General features: G+C 42.4%; 15 protein-coding genes. 3 read left to right on the forward strand and 12 right to left on the reverse strand.

What is annotated here, in order from left to right; translation table 11 throughout:
* Positions 1–3: 3 nt before the first annotated feature.
* Positions 4–933 (reverse strand): ABC transporter ATP-binding protein, encoded by a 930-nt coding sequence (locus EDD74_RS02930; RefSeq protein WP_039861460.1) that lies wholly within the window; start codon positions 931–933, stop codon positions 4–6.
* 598 nt (positions 934–1,531) lie between these two features.
* On the opposite strand from EDD74_RS02930, the gene EDD74_RS02935 reads away from it, so the two are divergent.
* The gene (locus tag EDD74_RS02935; RefSeq protein ID WP_242990187.1) at positions 1,532–2,263 is read left to right on the forward strand and encodes a sensor histidine kinase; all 732 of its coding nucleotides are present in this window, start codon (positions 1,532–1,534) and stop codon (positions 2,261–2,263) included.
* A complete protein-coding gene (locus tag EDD74_RS02940) occupies positions 2,260–2,886 on the forward strand; it encodes a response regulator (RefSeq protein ID WP_008975367.1) in 627 nt (208 codons plus the stop codon). Before EDD74_RS02935 ends, EDD74_RS02940 begins: the two co-directional genes overlap by 4 nt.
* Before the next feature lie 159 nt (positions 2,887–3,045).
* Here the strand turns inward: EDD74_RS02940 and gpmI are convergent, their stop codons facing one another.
* From gpmI to EDD74_RS02955, 3 genes are all read right to left on the reverse strand, one after another.
* A complete protein-coding gene (gpmI, locus tag EDD74_RS02945) occupies positions 3,046–4,584 on the reverse strand; it encodes a 2,3-bisphosphoglycerate-independent phosphoglycerate mutase (RefSeq protein ID WP_008975366.1) in 1,539 nt (512 codons plus the stop codon).
* Positions 4,585–4,666: 82 nt separating this feature from the next.
* Positions 4,667–5,371, reverse strand: a complete 705-nt coding sequence (locus EDD74_RS02950; RefSeq protein WP_116442280.1) for a DUF6320 domain-containing protein — start codon at positions 5,369–5,371, stop codon at positions 4,667–4,669.
* A 9-nt stretch (positions 5,372–5,380) separates the two neighbouring features.
* Positions 5,381–6,655, reverse strand: a complete 1,275-nt coding sequence (locus EDD74_RS02955; protein ID WP_008975364.1) for a hypothetical protein — start codon at positions 6,653–6,655, stop codon at positions 5,381–5,383.
* Positions 6,656–6,754: 99 nt separating this feature from the next.
* Between EDD74_RS02955 and EDD74_RS02960 the strand changes: the two genes are divergently transcribed.
* On the forward strand, positions 6,755–7,663 hold the full coding sequence (locus EDD74_RS02960; RefSeq protein WP_008975363.1) for an alpha/beta hydrolase: 909 nt from the start codon (positions 6,755–6,757) through the stop codon (positions 7,661–7,663).
* A 223-nt stretch (positions 7,664–7,886) separates the two neighbouring features.
* Here EDD74_RS02960 and tpiA read toward each other — a convergent pair whose 3' ends face one another.
* The 8 genes from tpiA to EDD74_RS03000 all read right to left on the reverse strand — a co-directional run bounded on the left by tpiA (position 7,887) and on the right by EDD74_RS03000 (position 15,407).
* On the reverse strand, positions 7,887–8,639 hold the full coding sequence (gene tpiA / locus EDD74_RS02965; RefSeq protein ID WP_008975362.1) for a triose-phosphate isomerase: 753 nt from the start codon (positions 8,637–8,639) through the stop codon (positions 7,887–7,889).
* Between the two features lie 158 nt (positions 8,640–8,797).
* Entirely contained in the window at positions 8,798–9,991 is a 1,194-nt protein-coding gene (locus EDD74_RS02970) for a phosphoglycerate kinase (protein WP_009261993.1), read from the reverse strand.
* A gap of 116 nt (positions 9,992–10,107) precedes the next feature.
* Positions 10,108–11,121: a type I glyceraldehyde-3-phosphate dehydrogenase gene (gap, locus tag EDD74_RS02975; RefSeq protein ID WP_008975360.1), complete on the reverse strand. Its 1,014-nt coding sequence runs from the start codon at positions 11,119–11,121 to the stop codon at positions 10,108–10,110.
* Positions 11,122–11,249: 128 nt separating this feature from the next.
* Positions 11,250–12,050 carry a histidinol-phosphatase HisJ family protein gene (locus EDD74_RS02980; protein WP_116442281.1) on the reverse strand — a complete coding sequence of 267 codons (801 nt, stop codon included), beginning with the start codon at positions 12,048–12,050 and terminating at the stop codon, positions 11,250–11,252.
* Positions 12,051–12,095: 45 nt separating this feature from the next.
* Positions 12,096–13,169 carry a tRNA 2-thiouridine(34) synthase MnmA gene (mnmA, locus tag EDD74_RS02985; protein ID WP_116442282.1) on the reverse strand — a complete coding sequence of 358 codons (1,074 nt, stop codon included), beginning with the start codon at positions 13,167–13,169 and terminating at the stop codon, positions 12,096–12,098.
* A 49-nt stretch (positions 13,170–13,218) separates the two neighbouring features.
* Positions 13,219–13,659 carry a Fe-S cluster assembly scaffold protein NifU gene (gene nifU / locus EDD74_RS02990; RefSeq protein ID WP_008975357.1) on the reverse strand — a complete coding sequence of 147 codons (441 nt, stop codon included), beginning with the start codon at positions 13,657–13,659 and terminating at the stop codon, positions 13,219–13,221.
* A 92-nt stretch (positions 13,660–13,751) separates the two neighbouring features.
* Positions 13,752–14,936 (reverse strand): cysteine desulfurase NifS, encoded by a 1,185-nt coding sequence (nifS, locus tag EDD74_RS02995; RefSeq protein ID WP_008975356.1) that lies wholly within the window; start codon positions 14,934–14,936, stop codon positions 13,752–13,754.
* A 12-nt stretch (positions 14,937–14,948) separates the two neighbouring features.
* Complete coding sequence (locus EDD74_RS03000) at positions 14,949–15,407, reverse strand: RrF2 family transcriptional regulator (protein WP_009261998.1); 459 nt, start codon at positions 15,405–15,407, stop codon at positions 14,949–14,951.
* Between the last annotated feature and the right edge of the window lie 31 nt (positions 15,408–15,438).

Here is a 15,438-nt window from a genome sequence, read left to right on the forward strand (position 1 = left end):
TCCTCAATCTCTAAGAGCCTTACCAGTAATTTCGAGAAATACATCATTCAGTGTCGGCTGCTCTGAGAACACTCTTCCAAAAGGAATCTTCTCCTGGGAAAGATAGCTGAGAAGCCGGATCAGATTCTCTCCATCTTCCGTACAGTGTACCATCAGGCACTGGTCCTTCCAGACTGCCGAGAAGACATGTGGCAATGTCCGAATTTTCTCAATCTGTTTCTCATTTAAAACAACCGTGTCAATCACAATTCTCTGCCCTGTCTTCACCATTCGTTTCAGCTCTTCTTTCGTCCCTGTCGCAAGGCATTTGCCTCGATCCAAAATGGAAATCTTTGTACAGATCTGCTCAACCTCCTCCATATAGTGGGAGGTATAGATAATCGTACTCCCTTTACGATTAAGCTCCTTAATCCCCTCTAAAATTTTATTTCTGCTCTGAGGATCGACTGCCACTGTCGGTTCATCCAAAATGATCAGGCGCGGTTTATGTGCAATTCCGCAGGCAATGTTCAGCCGTCTCAAAAGTCCTCCAGAAAGCTTTTGCGGACGGAATTTTAAATATTCTTCAAGTCCTGTAAATGCAATCGCTTCCTCCACCAGCTTTTTCCGCTTTAATTTCTCAGGAATGTAAAGTCCACAGAAATAATCAATGTTCTCATAAACACTAAGTTCTTCAAAAACTGCCACATTCTGCATCACAACCCCAATCTGTTTCTTCAGATGATAACTTTCCGGCCGGATTTCTTCCCCAAATACTTTTACACTTCCTTTGTCAAATTTTAAAAGTGCCAGAATACAATTAATTACGGTTGTCTTTCCCGACCCATTTGGCCCTAATAGTCCGTAGATTTCTCCCTCTTGTACTTCGAGATTCAAGTGATCCAGTGCAAGTATCTTTCCATAACGTTTCACAAGATTTTCTATCAAAATCATAATTTTTTCTCCTCCCATGTTCATCATTTTCTTTACTGCCATTATAAAAAATCTATTCTGCTTCGAACAGTGTCACACGTCAGCTCCCTATATGACATTTGTCACTTTTTAATCCTAAATGGGAGGAAAGAACTTAAAACAGACAGAATTTCTGCAGACCGATAAAAAAGTAATGACGTCATTTCATACAGATGGTATAATATTTCTCATAGTAACAGTCCGGATCACTTCCGGGAAAGGATTTCCCATGCGCCAGTTTTTAAATAAATCATTTCTCATATTATATTCTCTGCTTCTCCTCTGCCCGACAAATACGGACCGTTCTTTTGTTGTGGGATTTTTTCTTGCTGTTTTTACTGCAATGACTACTTTCTTTTTTACATCCCGCCGCTATGCCTGTTCTGTTCTTCCTATTTTTCTTGTGGCAGCTCCATTCTATCCGGCGCTCTTTTTATTTTTTCCGGTCATTTGCTACGATCTCTGCCTTTACAGAATCCTTCCCCTATTTGTTCTGGTAGTCGCGGACTTTCTTTTCCTTATAACTTCTTCCGCTACTGATCAAATTCTATATATACTTTTCGGATGTATCACAGCCATTTTGCTGGAAAAACATACTTCTGATTACGATCAGCTAAAGGAACAGTATATTCACACCATAGATGATCAGACCGAAAAAAACATGCTCCTATCCCAGAAACATGAGGCACTCCTCCAGAAACAGGATTCTGAAATCTATGCTGCCACCTTACAGGAGCGTAACCGAATTGCCAGAGAAATCCATGACAATGTAGGCCATATGCTTTCTCGGGCAATTCTTCTATCCGGTGCCATTAGGACGGTCAACAAGGAAGAATCGTTACAGGAACCACTCAGACAGCTCACCGATACATTATCTCTTGCAATGGACAATATCCGCACAAGTGTCCATGACTTGCACGACGACTCAGTCAATTTAAAAGAAGTCACTGAGGAACTGACCTCCTCCTTTACTTTCTGCCCGATCACACTAGAGTACGACATGCCGATCACGGTCCCACGAACCATTAAATATGCTTTTCTCTCTATTACAAAAGAGGCCCTCTCTAATATTATCAAGCATAGTAACGCTACCGCCGTTTCAATCCTCATGCGAGAACACCCTGCACTCTGGCAACTTGTCATCCAGGATAACGGTACTTTACAATCTCCTTCTGCCACAGAAGGAATCGGCTTGGAAAATATGAAAGAACGAATCCGAAAACTAAACGGCACGATTACATTTTCCTGCGAAAACGGTTTTTCGATTTTTATTGCAATCCCAAAGAACAAAAAGGAGGAATCTGATTTATGATACGACTTTTAATTGTCGATGATGATTATCTGATCACTACCGCATTAAAGACTATCCTCGAGGCAGAGGGAGATCTTTCTGTCTGCGGCATCGGAAAAGACGGAAATGATGCTGTCAGATTATATAAGCAACTTCAGCCCGATCTCCTTCTCATGGATATCCGCATGGAACATCTGGACGGACTAAATGCCGCAGAACAGATTTTGCAGATCTATCCCGATGCCCGTATTCTTCTGCTCACTACTTTTTCTGATGACGAGTACATTATAAAGGCATTGCACCTGGGAGCCCGCGGCTATATTTTAAAACAAGATTATACTGGAATCTCCCCTGCAATCCGTGCTGTCCTGAAAGGACAAACTGTATTTGGCGCAGAGATCACGACACGGATTCCAAAGCTCTTTGAGCCACAGAAAGCTTTCGATTACGAAACGTATCAACTTACCAGCCGTGAATTTTCTATCATTGAGCTTGTGGCAGATGGACGCAGCAACAGAGAAATTGCCGAAGCACTGTATCTTGGCGAAGGCACCGTACGAAATTACCTCAGCAGCATTTTAGAAAAATTAGAGCTGCGGGACCGCACGCAGCTTGCTGTGTTTTTTTATCAACATTTACTGTAACGCAGAACAAAAGCATTTTACTCCAATCCTTGACAAAGAGCCAAAAAGACCCTGAATAGAGGAGTTTCCTCTATTCAGGGTCGTAAATTCTTCTGAATATTCTCTTTTGCCTTTTGGGGAATATTTCACTTTGCCCCCTAACAACAAATCAGCCTCTCGCTATTTTACAAGCAGGGATCTTCCTGTCATTTCTTCCGGCTGTTCCATTCCCATCAGTTCGATCAGCGTTGGAGCAATGTCTGCCAGACATCCGTCTTCTCTTAACTTGTATGCAGGGTCTGCATTGACAAGAATAAATGGAACCGGATTTGTTGTATGTGCTGTAAACGGCTCTCCTGTTTCATAATCTACAAGCTGCTCTGCATTTCCATGGTCAGCACAGATAAACATCTGTCCATTCACTTCTTTGATCGCTTCCACAGTTCTTCCGACACATTCGTCTACTGCTTCAATTGCTTTGATCGCTGCATTCTCAACTCCGGTATGTCCTACCATATCTGGATTTGCAAAGTTAATGATAATTACATCGTATTTGTCAGATTTGATCGCATCTACCAGTTTATCACACACTTCAAAAGCACTCATCTCCGGCTGAAGGTCATACGTTGCCACTTTTGGAGACTTTACAAGAATACGATCCTCTCCTTTGTTCGGCTCTTCCACACCGCCGTTAAAGAAGAATGTCACATGTGCGTACTTCTCTGTCTCAGCAATTCTTGCCTGTGTCATGTTATGTGCCGCAAGGAATTCACCAAATGTATTTGTAATTTCTGTCTTGTGGAATGCAACAAGTTTATTCGGGATCGTCACATCGTACTCTGTGAAACATACATAAGTTGTCTTCACACGCTCTCCTCTGTCAAATCCATCAAACGCATCATCACAAAATGTTCTTGTGATCTCTCTTGCTCTGTCCGGGCGGAAATTGAAGAAAATCACAGAATCTTTGTCTTTGATCGTTGCAATCGGAGCCCCATCTCTTACAACAACAGTCGGCACAACAAACTCATCTGTCTTTCCTGCATCGTAAGATTTCTGCACTGCGCAAACTCCACATTCCGCCTGCTCTCCTTCTCCTTTTACCATTGCATTGTATGCAAGTTCTACACGATCCCATCGGTTATCGCGGTCCATTGCATAATAACGTCCCATTACAGAAGCCACTTCTCCAACACCAATTTCTTTCATCTTGTCAGATAATTCCTGCACATAATCTTTTCCTGAAGCCGGTGGAGTATCACGGCCATCAAGGAAGCAGTGTACATAGACTTTGTCAAGCCCTTCTTTCTTTGCAAGTTCTAAAAGTCCGTAAATGTGGCTGTTGTGACTGTGCACTCCACCATCGGATACCAGTCCAAACAGATGAAGCGCAGAATTGTTTTCCTTTGCGTTTCTGCACGCTGTAAGCAGCGCCTCATTTTCAAAGAAATCTCCGTCCTGAATTGCTTTCGTGATCTTTGTCAGATCCTGATACACAATTCTTCCAGCGCCCATATTCAGATGTCCTACTTCTGAGTTTCCCATCTGTCCTTCCGGGAGTCCCACAGACATTCCACTTGCATTTCCCTCTACAAACGGATACTCTTTCATCAAGCTGTCCATAACCGGTGTCTTTGCCTCGCACACCGCATTTGCCTCACACTTTTCATTCAGACCATATCCGTCAAGAATCATTAAAACCGTAGGTTTCTTACTCATATAGCAAATCTCCTTTATGTTAAAAAAATGTCGTAATTTCTACGAAGTTTATTTTACATGATTTTTTCTCTCGTTGCAAGACTCAAATATGCATTCGGCGGCGCACTTCCTCCCGCAGTCTTGAAATCCGCATTACAGTAATCAGAGACACTGCAATGATTGCTGCACAGACAACAACCGCCGCGGACCATGTCAGACAGAATTTTTCATAAAGATAATAATAGACACTCAGATCAATGCCCGCACAGAATACTGCCATCTCGATCACAACAACCATCGCCGTGAACAAAATAGATCTGCTGACATGTTGATAGACATATAGCAGAACTGCCACAAGAACCGTTCCGAGCAGAATAACCGGGACTGCAATCTGCACATACCAGTCCATCCCATGATTCACCCATGCCACAAGCGCCAAATAAAAAAGAACTGCACACCCATCTATCAGTACCATCAAAATATACGGCAGCTTCCGATACACCATGATCGGAATGGAAAACACTAAAAATACAAGACATGCCCCGATCACATACAGCGACCATAAACTTCCCTTGTATACAAACAAATTCAAAAGTCCACAGCCCACAGCTGTACTTCCAAAAAGCACGATCAAAAGGATTGCAAGGTCTGTCCGTTTTACCTTCTCCACTGTTCCGCGCTCAGATGGATAGGGCGGAACTTTTCTCTCTGTTTTTTCCTCCTGTGGATGATACACGGGAGTATTGCAAAGCGGACATTTGGTCAGCGTTTCCTCCAGTTTCACTCCACAATTTACACAATAAGCCATCTCACACCTCTAATCTCGGTTGCTCTGAATTGTCACAGCAACCCCTTCTTCTACCAATTTTCTGAAAAATACCCGCTCAATGTCATTCTCCACAATACTGCTCGCAAAATTGATGGTCGTAAGACCGTTATAACTTACGATCGCACAATTCGTCCGAGCGGAAAATGGCTGTCCCATCAGCACATCAAATCGTTCCAGATACGGTTCCATCTCCGCAGGAACTTTGATGATTCCAGGATTAGTAAGCCCCGCGGAAGACTGACAATCCTGCACATGTTTGTAAAACTGTTTAACGACAATATCCTTAATACAAAGCGGAACAATACGGATCAGCGGACTCTGCAGTGTCTTTGCATTCGTCGTAATATCTGCATTCAAAAACTTCTCATTGATATGATATCGCATATAATAGTGGATCTCTTTTAAGATCTCCTCAAAACTATATTCTCCCATCCGCGGATCCACTCCGGGATAAATCATTGTAATAAAATTCCGAAGTGTCTTTGATGGGAAAAACTGTCTCAGATTGACTGGCATCGCAATCCTCACCGGCTTTTCCCTCCACACCTTGCTGCGCTTCTGATTCTCAATCAATGCGTAGACCAATACGGCATTTAAATACTCCGTGATCGTCACACCGTATTTTTTCGATGCTGTCTTAAGATCACTGACACTCATACTTCCACTGATAATATTCAGTGTATAGAACGGTTCTTTTGTCCCACGCACCCTATAGGCACTGCCCTGACTCCTCTTTGGTGTCACCTTAGAATTGGCATACTTCATATAAGAATCTTCCAGTTCCTCTCTTTTTGGTTCCTCCTCTACAGAAAGAATACCCTCCTCATCCGGAATCTTCACACCGCGCATCCGCAGATAAACTGCTGTCAGTGTCTTTAAAAAAGTAACTGCCCCAAGACCATCGGCCAGAGAATGAAACACTTCAAAAGAAATCTGACATTCATAATAATACAGACGAATCAGATAGCGGTGCTTTGTCTTAAAATCCATCGGCATGCATGGATTTTTGACATCTCGCTCCACCTGCGGCACCGGGTTTTTATTTGGCTCCAGATAACGCCAAAACAATCCTTTTCGCAATGCAACTTTCAAGGATGGAAATCTTGGAAGTGTCTTCTCATAAGCTTTCTGGAGAATCTGAGGATCTACCTTTTCTTTCAAGGTGACAGAAACGCGGAATACCGATGAGAAACTTTTTCTCTGAAGTGTTGGATAAACATTGCCCGACAAATCCAGTTTTAACCATTGATTTCTGTTATTCATCTTTTTCTTCCTTTCCTAGCTTTATTATAAAGAATTGGATTGTATATGACAACTGCTTTGTGATAGAATAAATTACTACAAGAAAGGATACGAGGATTTATGCCAAATCAAGAGAAAAAACAACAGGGACTGATGAAGATCATCAAGGCTATTCATAATTTTACAGTCAATGACGATTTAGAAAAATACAGACGCTCTCAGGCAAACCTCGGGCGACTGCTCGGGACAAAGCAAAGCGAAGCATCCTACACTGAATTTTTGATCGATGATATTCCCTCAGAGTGGATCCGCCTGAATCGTCCACATCAGAACGAGACAATTATCTTATACTGTCACGGCGGCGGCTTCTTTACCGGAAGTCTCGAATATTCCCGTACACTGACAACAAAGCTTGCATCTGCTTCTTCCTCTGACATTTTAAGTTTCAACTACCGCCTTGCCCCGGAGCATCCCTCCCCGGCAGCATTGGAAGATGCATTAAAAGTGTGGGGGTATCTGATGCACTTGGGATACGGTGCAAAAAATGTTATTCTCGCTGGGGATTCTGCCGGCGGTAATCTGGCTCTCTCACTTGCGTTGAAGCTCAAGGAAGATGGACGGATTCTGCCAAAAGCTCTTGTTCTCTTTTCTCCGTGGACAGATCTGACATTAAGTGGCGCATCCCACGAAAAAAAAGCGGCGTTGGATCCAATCCTGACTAAGGATTATCTTGAACGCGCGCGGTGTGCCTATGTACCAGAGAGCAATAGTGATGCCAGCATTTATGCAGATCCTTTTGTCTCCCCGCTTTACGGAGATTACACGGGGTTTCCTCCTGTCTATATCCAGGTTGGAACCAATGAGATCCTTTTGAATGACTCCACAGACTTACACAAGAAACTTCTTCGACAGGATGTCGCTGCAAAGCTGACTATCTACAAAGGAATGTGGCATGTTTTTCAAATGTCAAATATGAAGACGGCGACAGAAGCCATTAACGAAGCCGCACAGTTTTTATTCCGCTTATAACGTACATTTGCTATGGGATCTTCTTCCTGTTCCCGATCAAAATTACATTTTTCAAAAACAAGCAGAAACTGGGCATATCACAAATGACCGGCAGAGGGATAGATTCAAATTCTATCGTCTTCCCTCTGCCGGTCATTTCATTTTTCATAAAGCCATCTGCTGCAACACGCTTTCCTAATGCGTTGCTGCAGCATCCGCAATGATTCCACAAAAAGTGTTTCTATTATTTATTATAGTTCACGATCGCTCCAAAATCTGGTTTCAAGGAAGCTCCTCCTACAAGTCCTCCATCGATATCTGGCTGTGCAAATAACTCCGGTGCACTTGCTGCAGACACACTGCCGCCATACTGGATGCGGATTGCCTCAGCAGTTGCTTCATCATAGATTTCAGCGATACATGCACGGATTGCTGCACACACTTCCTGTGCCTGCTCTGTTGTAGCCACTTTACCAGTTCCGATTGCCCAAATAGGTTCATATGCAATCACTGCTGTCTTTGCCTGATCTGCTGTCACATCAAGAAATGCGATTTTAATCTGCTGACGGATAAAGTCGATTGTTACTCCCTGCTCTCTCTGTGTCAGAGTTTCTCCACAGCATACGATTGGTGTAATACCATGCTCAAATGCTTTTTTCACTTTTTTATTGACTGTCTCGTCTGTCTCCGCAAAATATTCACGTCTCTCAGAGTGTCCAATGATAACATATTTCACACCAACATCTGTAAGCATTGCAGGAGAGATCTCTCCTGTGTAAGCTCCACTCTCTTCGAAGTACATATTCTCTGCTCCGATTGCAATATTGCTTCCCTTTGCTGCTTCCATTGCCGGAATAATGCTGATTGCCGGTACACAAAATACAACATCTGCATCTTCTGTTGCCACTAATGGTTTTAACTCATTTACAAGTGCTACTGCCTCACTTGGAGTTTTATTCATTTTCCAGTTTCCTGCGATAATTTTTCTTCTTGCCATTTTTAACGTCCTCTTTCCTAAAAATATCTATATGTAAACAGGGCTGCCGCAAAGTGAAGCTTTTCTACAAGCTAGCATCTGCCACCCATTAAACATTGCTGATCCCTTGTAAAAACTTTCTATTTTGCAGCACCCCTGCTTTGCGCTAAAGTATTTTCTTATTTGTCGTTTGCTGCTGCAACACCTGGTAATTCTTTTCCTTCTAAGAATTCAAGAGAAGCTCCACCACCTGTTGAAATGTGTGTCATCTTGTCACCGTATCCTAACTGGTTTACTGCTGCTGCAGAATCTCCACCACCAATGATTGTAACTGCTTCTGTATCTGCAAGTGCTTTTGCAACTGCTTCTGTACCTGCTGCAAATTTCGGCATCTCAAATGCTCCCATCGGTCCATTCCATACAACTGTCTTTGCTGTCTTTACTGTCTCAGCAAACAACTCTGCTGTCTTCGGTCCGATATCGAGTCCTTCCCATCCGTCCGGAATCTCTCCACTTGCAACAACTTTTGTATTTGCATCGTTAGAGAAATCATCTGCAATTACATTATCAACTGGAAGTAATAATTTTACACCTTTTTCTTCTGCCTTTTTGATCATGTTCAGTGCGTATTCACAGTAATCTTCTTCTAATAAAGATTTTCCGACTGTTCCACCCTGCGCTTTGCTGAATGTATAAGACATACCTCCACCAATGATCAGAACATCTACTTTCTCTAACAGATTTTCAATAACAGAAATCTTGCTTGATACTTTTGCTCCTCCGAGAATTGCAACAAACGGTCTCTCTGGATTGTTTACTGCATTTCCTAAGAAGTCAATCTCTTTCTGCATTAAGTATCCTACTACTGCTGTATCAACGAACTGTGTCACACCAACATTTGAGCAGTGTGCTCTATGTGCTGTACCGAACGCATCGTTTACGAATACTTCACATAAAGAAGCAAGTTCTTTGCTGAATGCTTCTCCGTTCTTTGTCTCTTCTGCTCTGTAACGTGTATTTTCAAGAAGAATCACATCCCCGTCTTCCATAGCTTCCACTGCTGCTTTTGCATTTGGTCCAACAACTTCTGGATCTGCTGCAAATTTCACTTCCTGTCCTAATAACTCAGAAAGTCTTGCTGCAACCGGTGCTAAAGATAATTCCGGTTTTGGCTCTCCCTTTGGTTTTCCAAGGTGTGAGCAGAGAATCACTCTTCCACCGTCTGCGATTAATTTCTTAATTGTAGGAAGCGCTGCTACAAGACGGTTCTCATCTGTAATCTTTCCATCGATCAGCGGTACATTGAAGTCACATCTTACAAGTACCTTTTTCCCTTTTACATTAATATCATCTACTGATTTTTTGTTAAGCATGTTTATATCCTCCTTGACTATAAAAATAAAAGTCAACTTATCTTTTTTAAACCCGCAAAGGGTCCGGCCCATAAGACCGGACCCTTTTGGATCTTCTTATTCCGAATCTTTTAAAATTAAGCTAATTCAGAGAAGTATTTGATTGTTCTTACCATCTGGCTTGTGTAAGAATTCTCATTGTCATACCAAGCTACAACCTGAACTTCTGTTGTTCCATTGTCTAATGGAAGAGCCATTGTCTGTGTAGCATCGAATAATGAACCATATCTCATTCCAACGATATCGCTTGATACGATCTCATCTTCGTTGTATCCATAAGATTCGTTTGCTGCTGCTTTCATAGCTGCATTAATTTCTTCAACTGTTACATTTCCTTCTACTACTGCTGTTAAGATTGTTGTTGATCCTGTTGGTGTTGGAACACGCTGAGCAGATCCGATTAATTTTCCGTTTAATTCTGGAATAACAAGTCCGATTGCTTTTGCTGCACCTGTGCTGTTTGGAACGATATTTACAGCTGCTGCACGTGATCTTCTTAAATCACCTTTTCTCTGTGGTCCATCAAGTGTCATCTGATCTCCTGTGTAAGCGTGGATTGTACACATGATACCAGATTTAATTGTTGCTAATTTGTTAAGTGCATCAGCCATAGGAGCTAAGCAGTTTGTTGTACAAGAAGCTGCAGAAATTACTGTATCTTCTGGTTTTAATGTTTCATGGTTTACATTGTAAACGATTGTTGGAAGATCATTTCCAGCTGGTGCAGAAATAACAACTTTTCTTGCTCCTGCTTTGATATGAGCTTCAGCTTTTGCTTTAGATGTATAGAATCCTGTACATTCTAATACAACGTCAACTCCGATTTCTCCCCATGGAAGTTCTTCAGCGTTTGCTTTTGCATAGATTTTGATTTCTTTTCCATCTACTGTGATAGAATCTTCTCCAGCTGTTACTTTGTCAGCTAAAGCGTATTTTCCTTGAGATGAATCATATTTTAATAAGTGAGCTAACATTTTTGGAGATGTTAAGTCGTTGATTGCAACTACTTCATATCCTTCTGCTCCGAACATTTGTCTGAATGCAAGACGTCCAATACGTCCAAATCCATTAATCGCTACTTTTACTGCCATGATTAATTCCTCCTAAAGTTTCTTAAACTATTATTTGTATTTGACAATTCCTTAACTTTGTTAAAGATTCATCAACCTTTATTTATTGTACTAAATCCGCACAGAAAATTCAAGTCATATTTACAATTTTATGGAAGTTGTTGAAAAACAGGTTTTCTTCCTTTAAACTCTGTATAATATTGAAAGCCACAACTATGCAGGATCTCACTTACAAGTCCAAATGCATAAGCAAGATGCTCCGGTCTATGTCCATCCGAACCTACTGTAACAATCTCTCCGCCAAGCTCCCGATATCTCTTTAAAATATCCGGATGCGGATGACCAAATCCAAGTCCATACTTATATCCCGCCATATTCAGCTCCAACCCTTTTCCTTGACCGATCAGCTCCCGCAGGATTTCATCGATCAGATCTGAAAAGGTACTGTAAGAATAGCTCTCTATACTTCTTCCATAGCGCACGATATAATCCAAATGACCAAGTACATCAAATTCTGAGACCGCACGGATATTTTCCAGTGTTGCCAAAAAAGCCGCCTCATATGCTTCCCGATCTGTTCTTTTCTCGAAAAACTGTGGATAATACGGATCTTCTGACTGAATCACATGCACCGATCCGAGCACAAAGTCAAACGGATACTGACTGATATACTGTTTATAGTACTCGCCAAGGTGCGGCTGAAGTCCCAGTTCTACACCGATCCGCACATCTATCTTTTCTCGATATTCCTGCTGAAGTCTCTGCATTGTCCGAAAATAAAATTCCGTATCGAACGTAAAGGAAAGAGGTCCTCCTTGATAATCTTTATCCTGATGGTCAGTAAAGCAAATCGTTTGAAGCCCTCTTCTGATTGCCTCTTGTATCATTGCTTCCGGTTCAAATTCTGCATCAGATGAAAAACTGGAGTGCATATGAAAATCCGCTTTCATCCTTTCCCTCCTTCACATTTTTTCTGCTCGAACAGCATGTTGCTTCTATAGAATAGTACCTCCTCCGACAACATACTCTCCATCATAGAAAACAACTGCCTGTCCCGGAGTAATCGCTCTCTGCGGTTCCTCAAAGGTGCATGTAACCTCATCTTTTCCGCTCTTTCGGATTGTCCCCCATGCTCCTTTGTGATTGTAACGAATCTTAGTCCATACGCGCATCTCACCGGTTAAATCCTCAACGGACATAAAATTCAACTGATTCGCTTTCAGCGTATAAGACAGAGAATCTTCATTACTTCCTATTACAATCTCATTTGTCTCCGGTCGAATCTCAAGAACAAAAGCCGGATGTCCCAAAGACAATCCAAGTCCTTTTCGCTGACCGACCGTATAGTGTGTGATGCCTTTATGTCTCCCAAGCACTCTTCCATCAAGATCTACGAAATTTCCTTCCGGGATCTTCACAGCCGCCTCTTCTTCAATAAAAGAAGCATAATCTCCATCTGGTACAAAACAGATATCCTGACTATCCGGCTTATTGGCAATGCGAAGATTTATTTTTTCCGCAATCTCCCTCACTTGGTCTTTCGTATACTCACCGACCGGCATCAGTGTCCGCTTCAGCTGTTCCTGCGTCAGATTGTAAAGAGCATACGTCTGATCCTTTGCCAGAGTCGCTGAACACTTCAATGTATACCGTCCGTTTTCCAGCTGCACAACTCTTGCATAATGCCCGGTTGCGATATAATCTGCTCCGATATCCATACTCCTCTTCAACAAGGATTCCCATTTCACATAACGGTTACAGGCAATACATGGATTCGGAGTTCGCCCATGCAGATATTCCTGTACAAAATAATCAATGACCTTTTCTTTAAATTCTTTCTTAAAATTCATCACATAGTATGGAATTTCAAGTGCCGCCGCAACACGTCTTGCATCATCAACCGCACTGAGCCCACAGCAGCCTCCGTTTTCTTCTTCAACTGCGCGATCCTCATCCTGCCAGATCTGCATCGTCACCCCGATTACATCATACCCCTGTTCTTTGAGCAGATATGCTGCTACCGAAGAGTCCACACCTCCTGACATTCCTACGACTACCTTTTTCTTCATCTAAATTCCTCCCGCCCGGCAGATGCCAGACTGTGTTTTTGTATTCGGATTAGTATTCTTCCTCATCCTCTTCGTCTTCATGGATATCAGATTTCGGCTTCGTCAATCCTTCGATCTTGATTCCGTTTTTCTCTGCATAATCCCAAAGCGCTGCATGAATTGCTTCCTCAGCGAGAAGAGAACAGTGAACTTTCACCGGCGGAAGTCCATCAAGTGCTTCCATAACAGCTTTATTTGTCACTTTCAGCGCTTCATAAATACTCTTTCCCTTTACAAGTTCTGTTGCCATACTGCTTGTGGCAACAGCAGCTCCACAACCGAATGTTTTGAATTTTACATCACGAATGATCTGATCTTCATCAATATCAAGATAAATTCGCATAATATCACCACATTTTGCATTTCCGACAGTTCCTACCCCACTTGGGTTTTCTAATTCTCCTACATTTCTTGGATTCTGAAAATGATCCATAACCTTCTCTGTATACATAATATTTTTCCTCCTGATTCTTCCAGCAGGGCCGCTTGAGCCCTGCCTGCTACTCTTTGATTTTTTATTTGATTCTATTTTGCTTTCTTTTCTTATTTTTTCTGCTTCTTCTGAAAATCTTCATAGAGCGGGGACATCTTTCTTAAATGCTCCACAATCTCTTTTAATACATCCGCTGTATAATCAAGATCTTCCTTCGTTGTCTCTTCACTCAGAGTCAGACGCAAGGAACCATGTGCAATCTCGTGCGGGAGTCCAATCGCAAGCAGCACATGAGATGGGTCTAAAGATCCAGATGTACAGGCCGATCCGCTGGAACCGCAGATTCCCTTCATATCCAGCATAATTAGAAGCGATTCTCCTTCAATAAACTGAAAACTAAAGTTTGTATTATTCGGCAGTCTTTTGCTCTCATGTCCATTGAGTCTACTATATGGAATCTCAGTGAGAATCCGATTGATAAAATAGTCTCTTAATTCGACTTCTTTTTTCGTTCTCTCTTCCATTGACTCAGCTGCTCTTTTTGCAGCAGTTCCAAGTCCTACGATTCCAGGCACATTCTCTGTTCCGGCGCGTCTCTTTCTCTCCTGCGCTCCACCATGAACAAAAGAGCGAATCTTTACCCCTTTACGAATATAAAGAAATCCGATTCCTTTTGGTCCGTTGATCTTATGCCCACTCGCACTTAACATATCAATATGACATTCATCTACATTGATCGGCACCTGACAGAATGCCTGTACAGCATCTGTGTGGAACAAAATTCCATGTTCCTGTGCGATTTCCCCGATTTCTTTGATCGGCTGAATTGTACCAATCTCATTGTTCGCAAACATGACAGAAATCAAAATAGTGTCCGGACGGATTGCCGCACGGAGTTGTTCCAAGTCTACCAATCCCTTCTCATCCACATCAAGGTACGTCACTTCAAACCCTTTTTTCTCCAGATACTCTGCTGTATGAAGAATTGCGTGGTGTTCGATCTTTGTAGTGATGATATGTCTGCCTTTGTTCTCATAACATTCTGCTGTTGCTTTCAGCGCCCAGTTATCAGACTCTGAACCACCCGCTGTAAAATAAATTTCATTTGCCTCTGCGCCAATAATCTCTGCAATAGTCTCTCTCTGTCTCGTGATAACCTCTTTATTGCCTGCTGCAAACCCATACACGCTGGATGGATTTCCATAATATTCTGTAAAGTACGGCAGCATTGCCTCTACAACTTCCGGAGCTGTCTTTGTCGTTGCTGCATTATCTAAATAAATCAATTTTTCCATGTCTGTATCCTCCTAATTTCCGCAATGCATCTGACCAGGAATCTGTTGTCCCTTCATCGCCTTGCTCTCTTCTACCAGACGGTCAAGCTTGATCTCATCCACCGTCTGATTAATACTTTCGTTGATTTTCTGCCAGACATACTTCGTCACACATCCTCCTGCGGCCTCGCATCCTTCTTCTGGGTGAAGCCCACTGCACTCTACCGGTTCTAAATTTCCTTCCAGCGCACGGAGTACGTCTCCAACGGATATACTTTCTACTTCTCTGGCGAGCACATATCCACCGCCAGCACCACGAATGCTCTTGATCAGCCCTGCCTTCTTTAATTTCGCCATCAGCTGCTCCAGATAACGTTCCGAAATCCCCTGACGCGCTGCAATACTGCTGATCGAAACCGGTTCAATCTCGCTGTACTGCGCAAGATCAATCAATGCGCGGAGTCCATATCTCCCCTTTGTAGATAATTTCAAGTTCTCACCTTCTTTATTCTCAATCCCTACT

The organism is Faecalimonas umbilicata (assembly GCF_004346095.1).
In the GTDB taxonomy this organism is placed as follows: Bacteria; Bacillota; Clostridia; order Lachnospirales; family Lachnospiraceae; genus Faecalimonas; species Faecalimonas umbilicata.

What these genes read in the sequence shown, in the direction of transcription:
- EDD74_RS02930 (WP_039861460.1), bottom strand. Translation starts at nt 933, where the DNA reads ATGATTTTGATAGAAAATCTTGTGAAACGTTATGGAAAGATACTTGCA.
- EDD74_RS02940 (WP_008975367.1), top strand. Translation starts at nt 2,260, where the DNA reads ATGATACGACTTTTAATTGTCGATGATGATTATCTGATCACTACCGCA.
- gpmI (WP_008975366.1), bottom strand. Translation starts at nt 4,584, where the DNA reads ATGAGTAAGAAACCTACGGTTTTAATGATTCTTGACGGATATGGTCTG.
- EDD74_RS02950 (WP_116442280.1), bottom strand. Translation starts at nt 5,371, where the DNA reads ATGGCTTATTGTGTAAATTGTGGAGTGAAACTGGAGGAAACGCTGACC.
- EDD74_RS02955 (WP_008975364.1), bottom strand. Translation starts at nt 6,655, where the DNA reads ATGAATAACAGAAATCAATGGTTAAAACTGGATTTGTCGGGCAATGTT.
- EDD74_RS02960 (WP_008975363.1), top strand. Translation starts at nt 6,755, where the DNA reads ATGCCAAATCAAGAGAAAAAACAACAGGGACTGATGAAGATCATCAAG.
- tpiA (WP_008975362.1), bottom strand. Translation starts at nt 8,639, where the DNA reads ATGGCAAGAAGAAAAATTATCGCAGGAAACTGGAAAATGAATAAAACT.
- EDD74_RS02970 (WP_009261993.1), bottom strand. Translation starts at nt 9,991, where the DNA reads ATGCTTAACAAAAAATCAGTAGATGATATTAATGTAAAAGGGAAAAAG.
- gap (WP_008975360.1), bottom strand. Translation starts at nt 11,121, where the DNA reads ATGGCAGTAAAAGTAGCGATTAATGGATTTGGACGTATTGGACGTCTT.
- EDD74_RS02980 (WP_116442281.1), bottom strand. Translation starts at nt 12,050, where the DNA reads ATGAAAGCGGATTTTCATATGCACTCCAGTTTTTCATCTGATGCAGAA.
- mnmA (WP_116442282.1), bottom strand. Translation starts at nt 13,169, where the DNA reads ATGAAGAAAAAGGTAGTCGTAGGAATGTCAGGAGGTGTGGACTCTTCG.
- nifU (WP_008975357.1), bottom strand. Translation starts at nt 13,659, where the DNA reads ATGTATACAGAGAAGGTTATGGATCATTTTCAGAATCCAAGAAATGTA.
- nifS (WP_008975356.1), bottom strand. Translation starts at nt 14,936, where the DNA reads ATGGAAAAATTGATTTATTTAGATAATGCAGCAACGACAAAGACAGCT.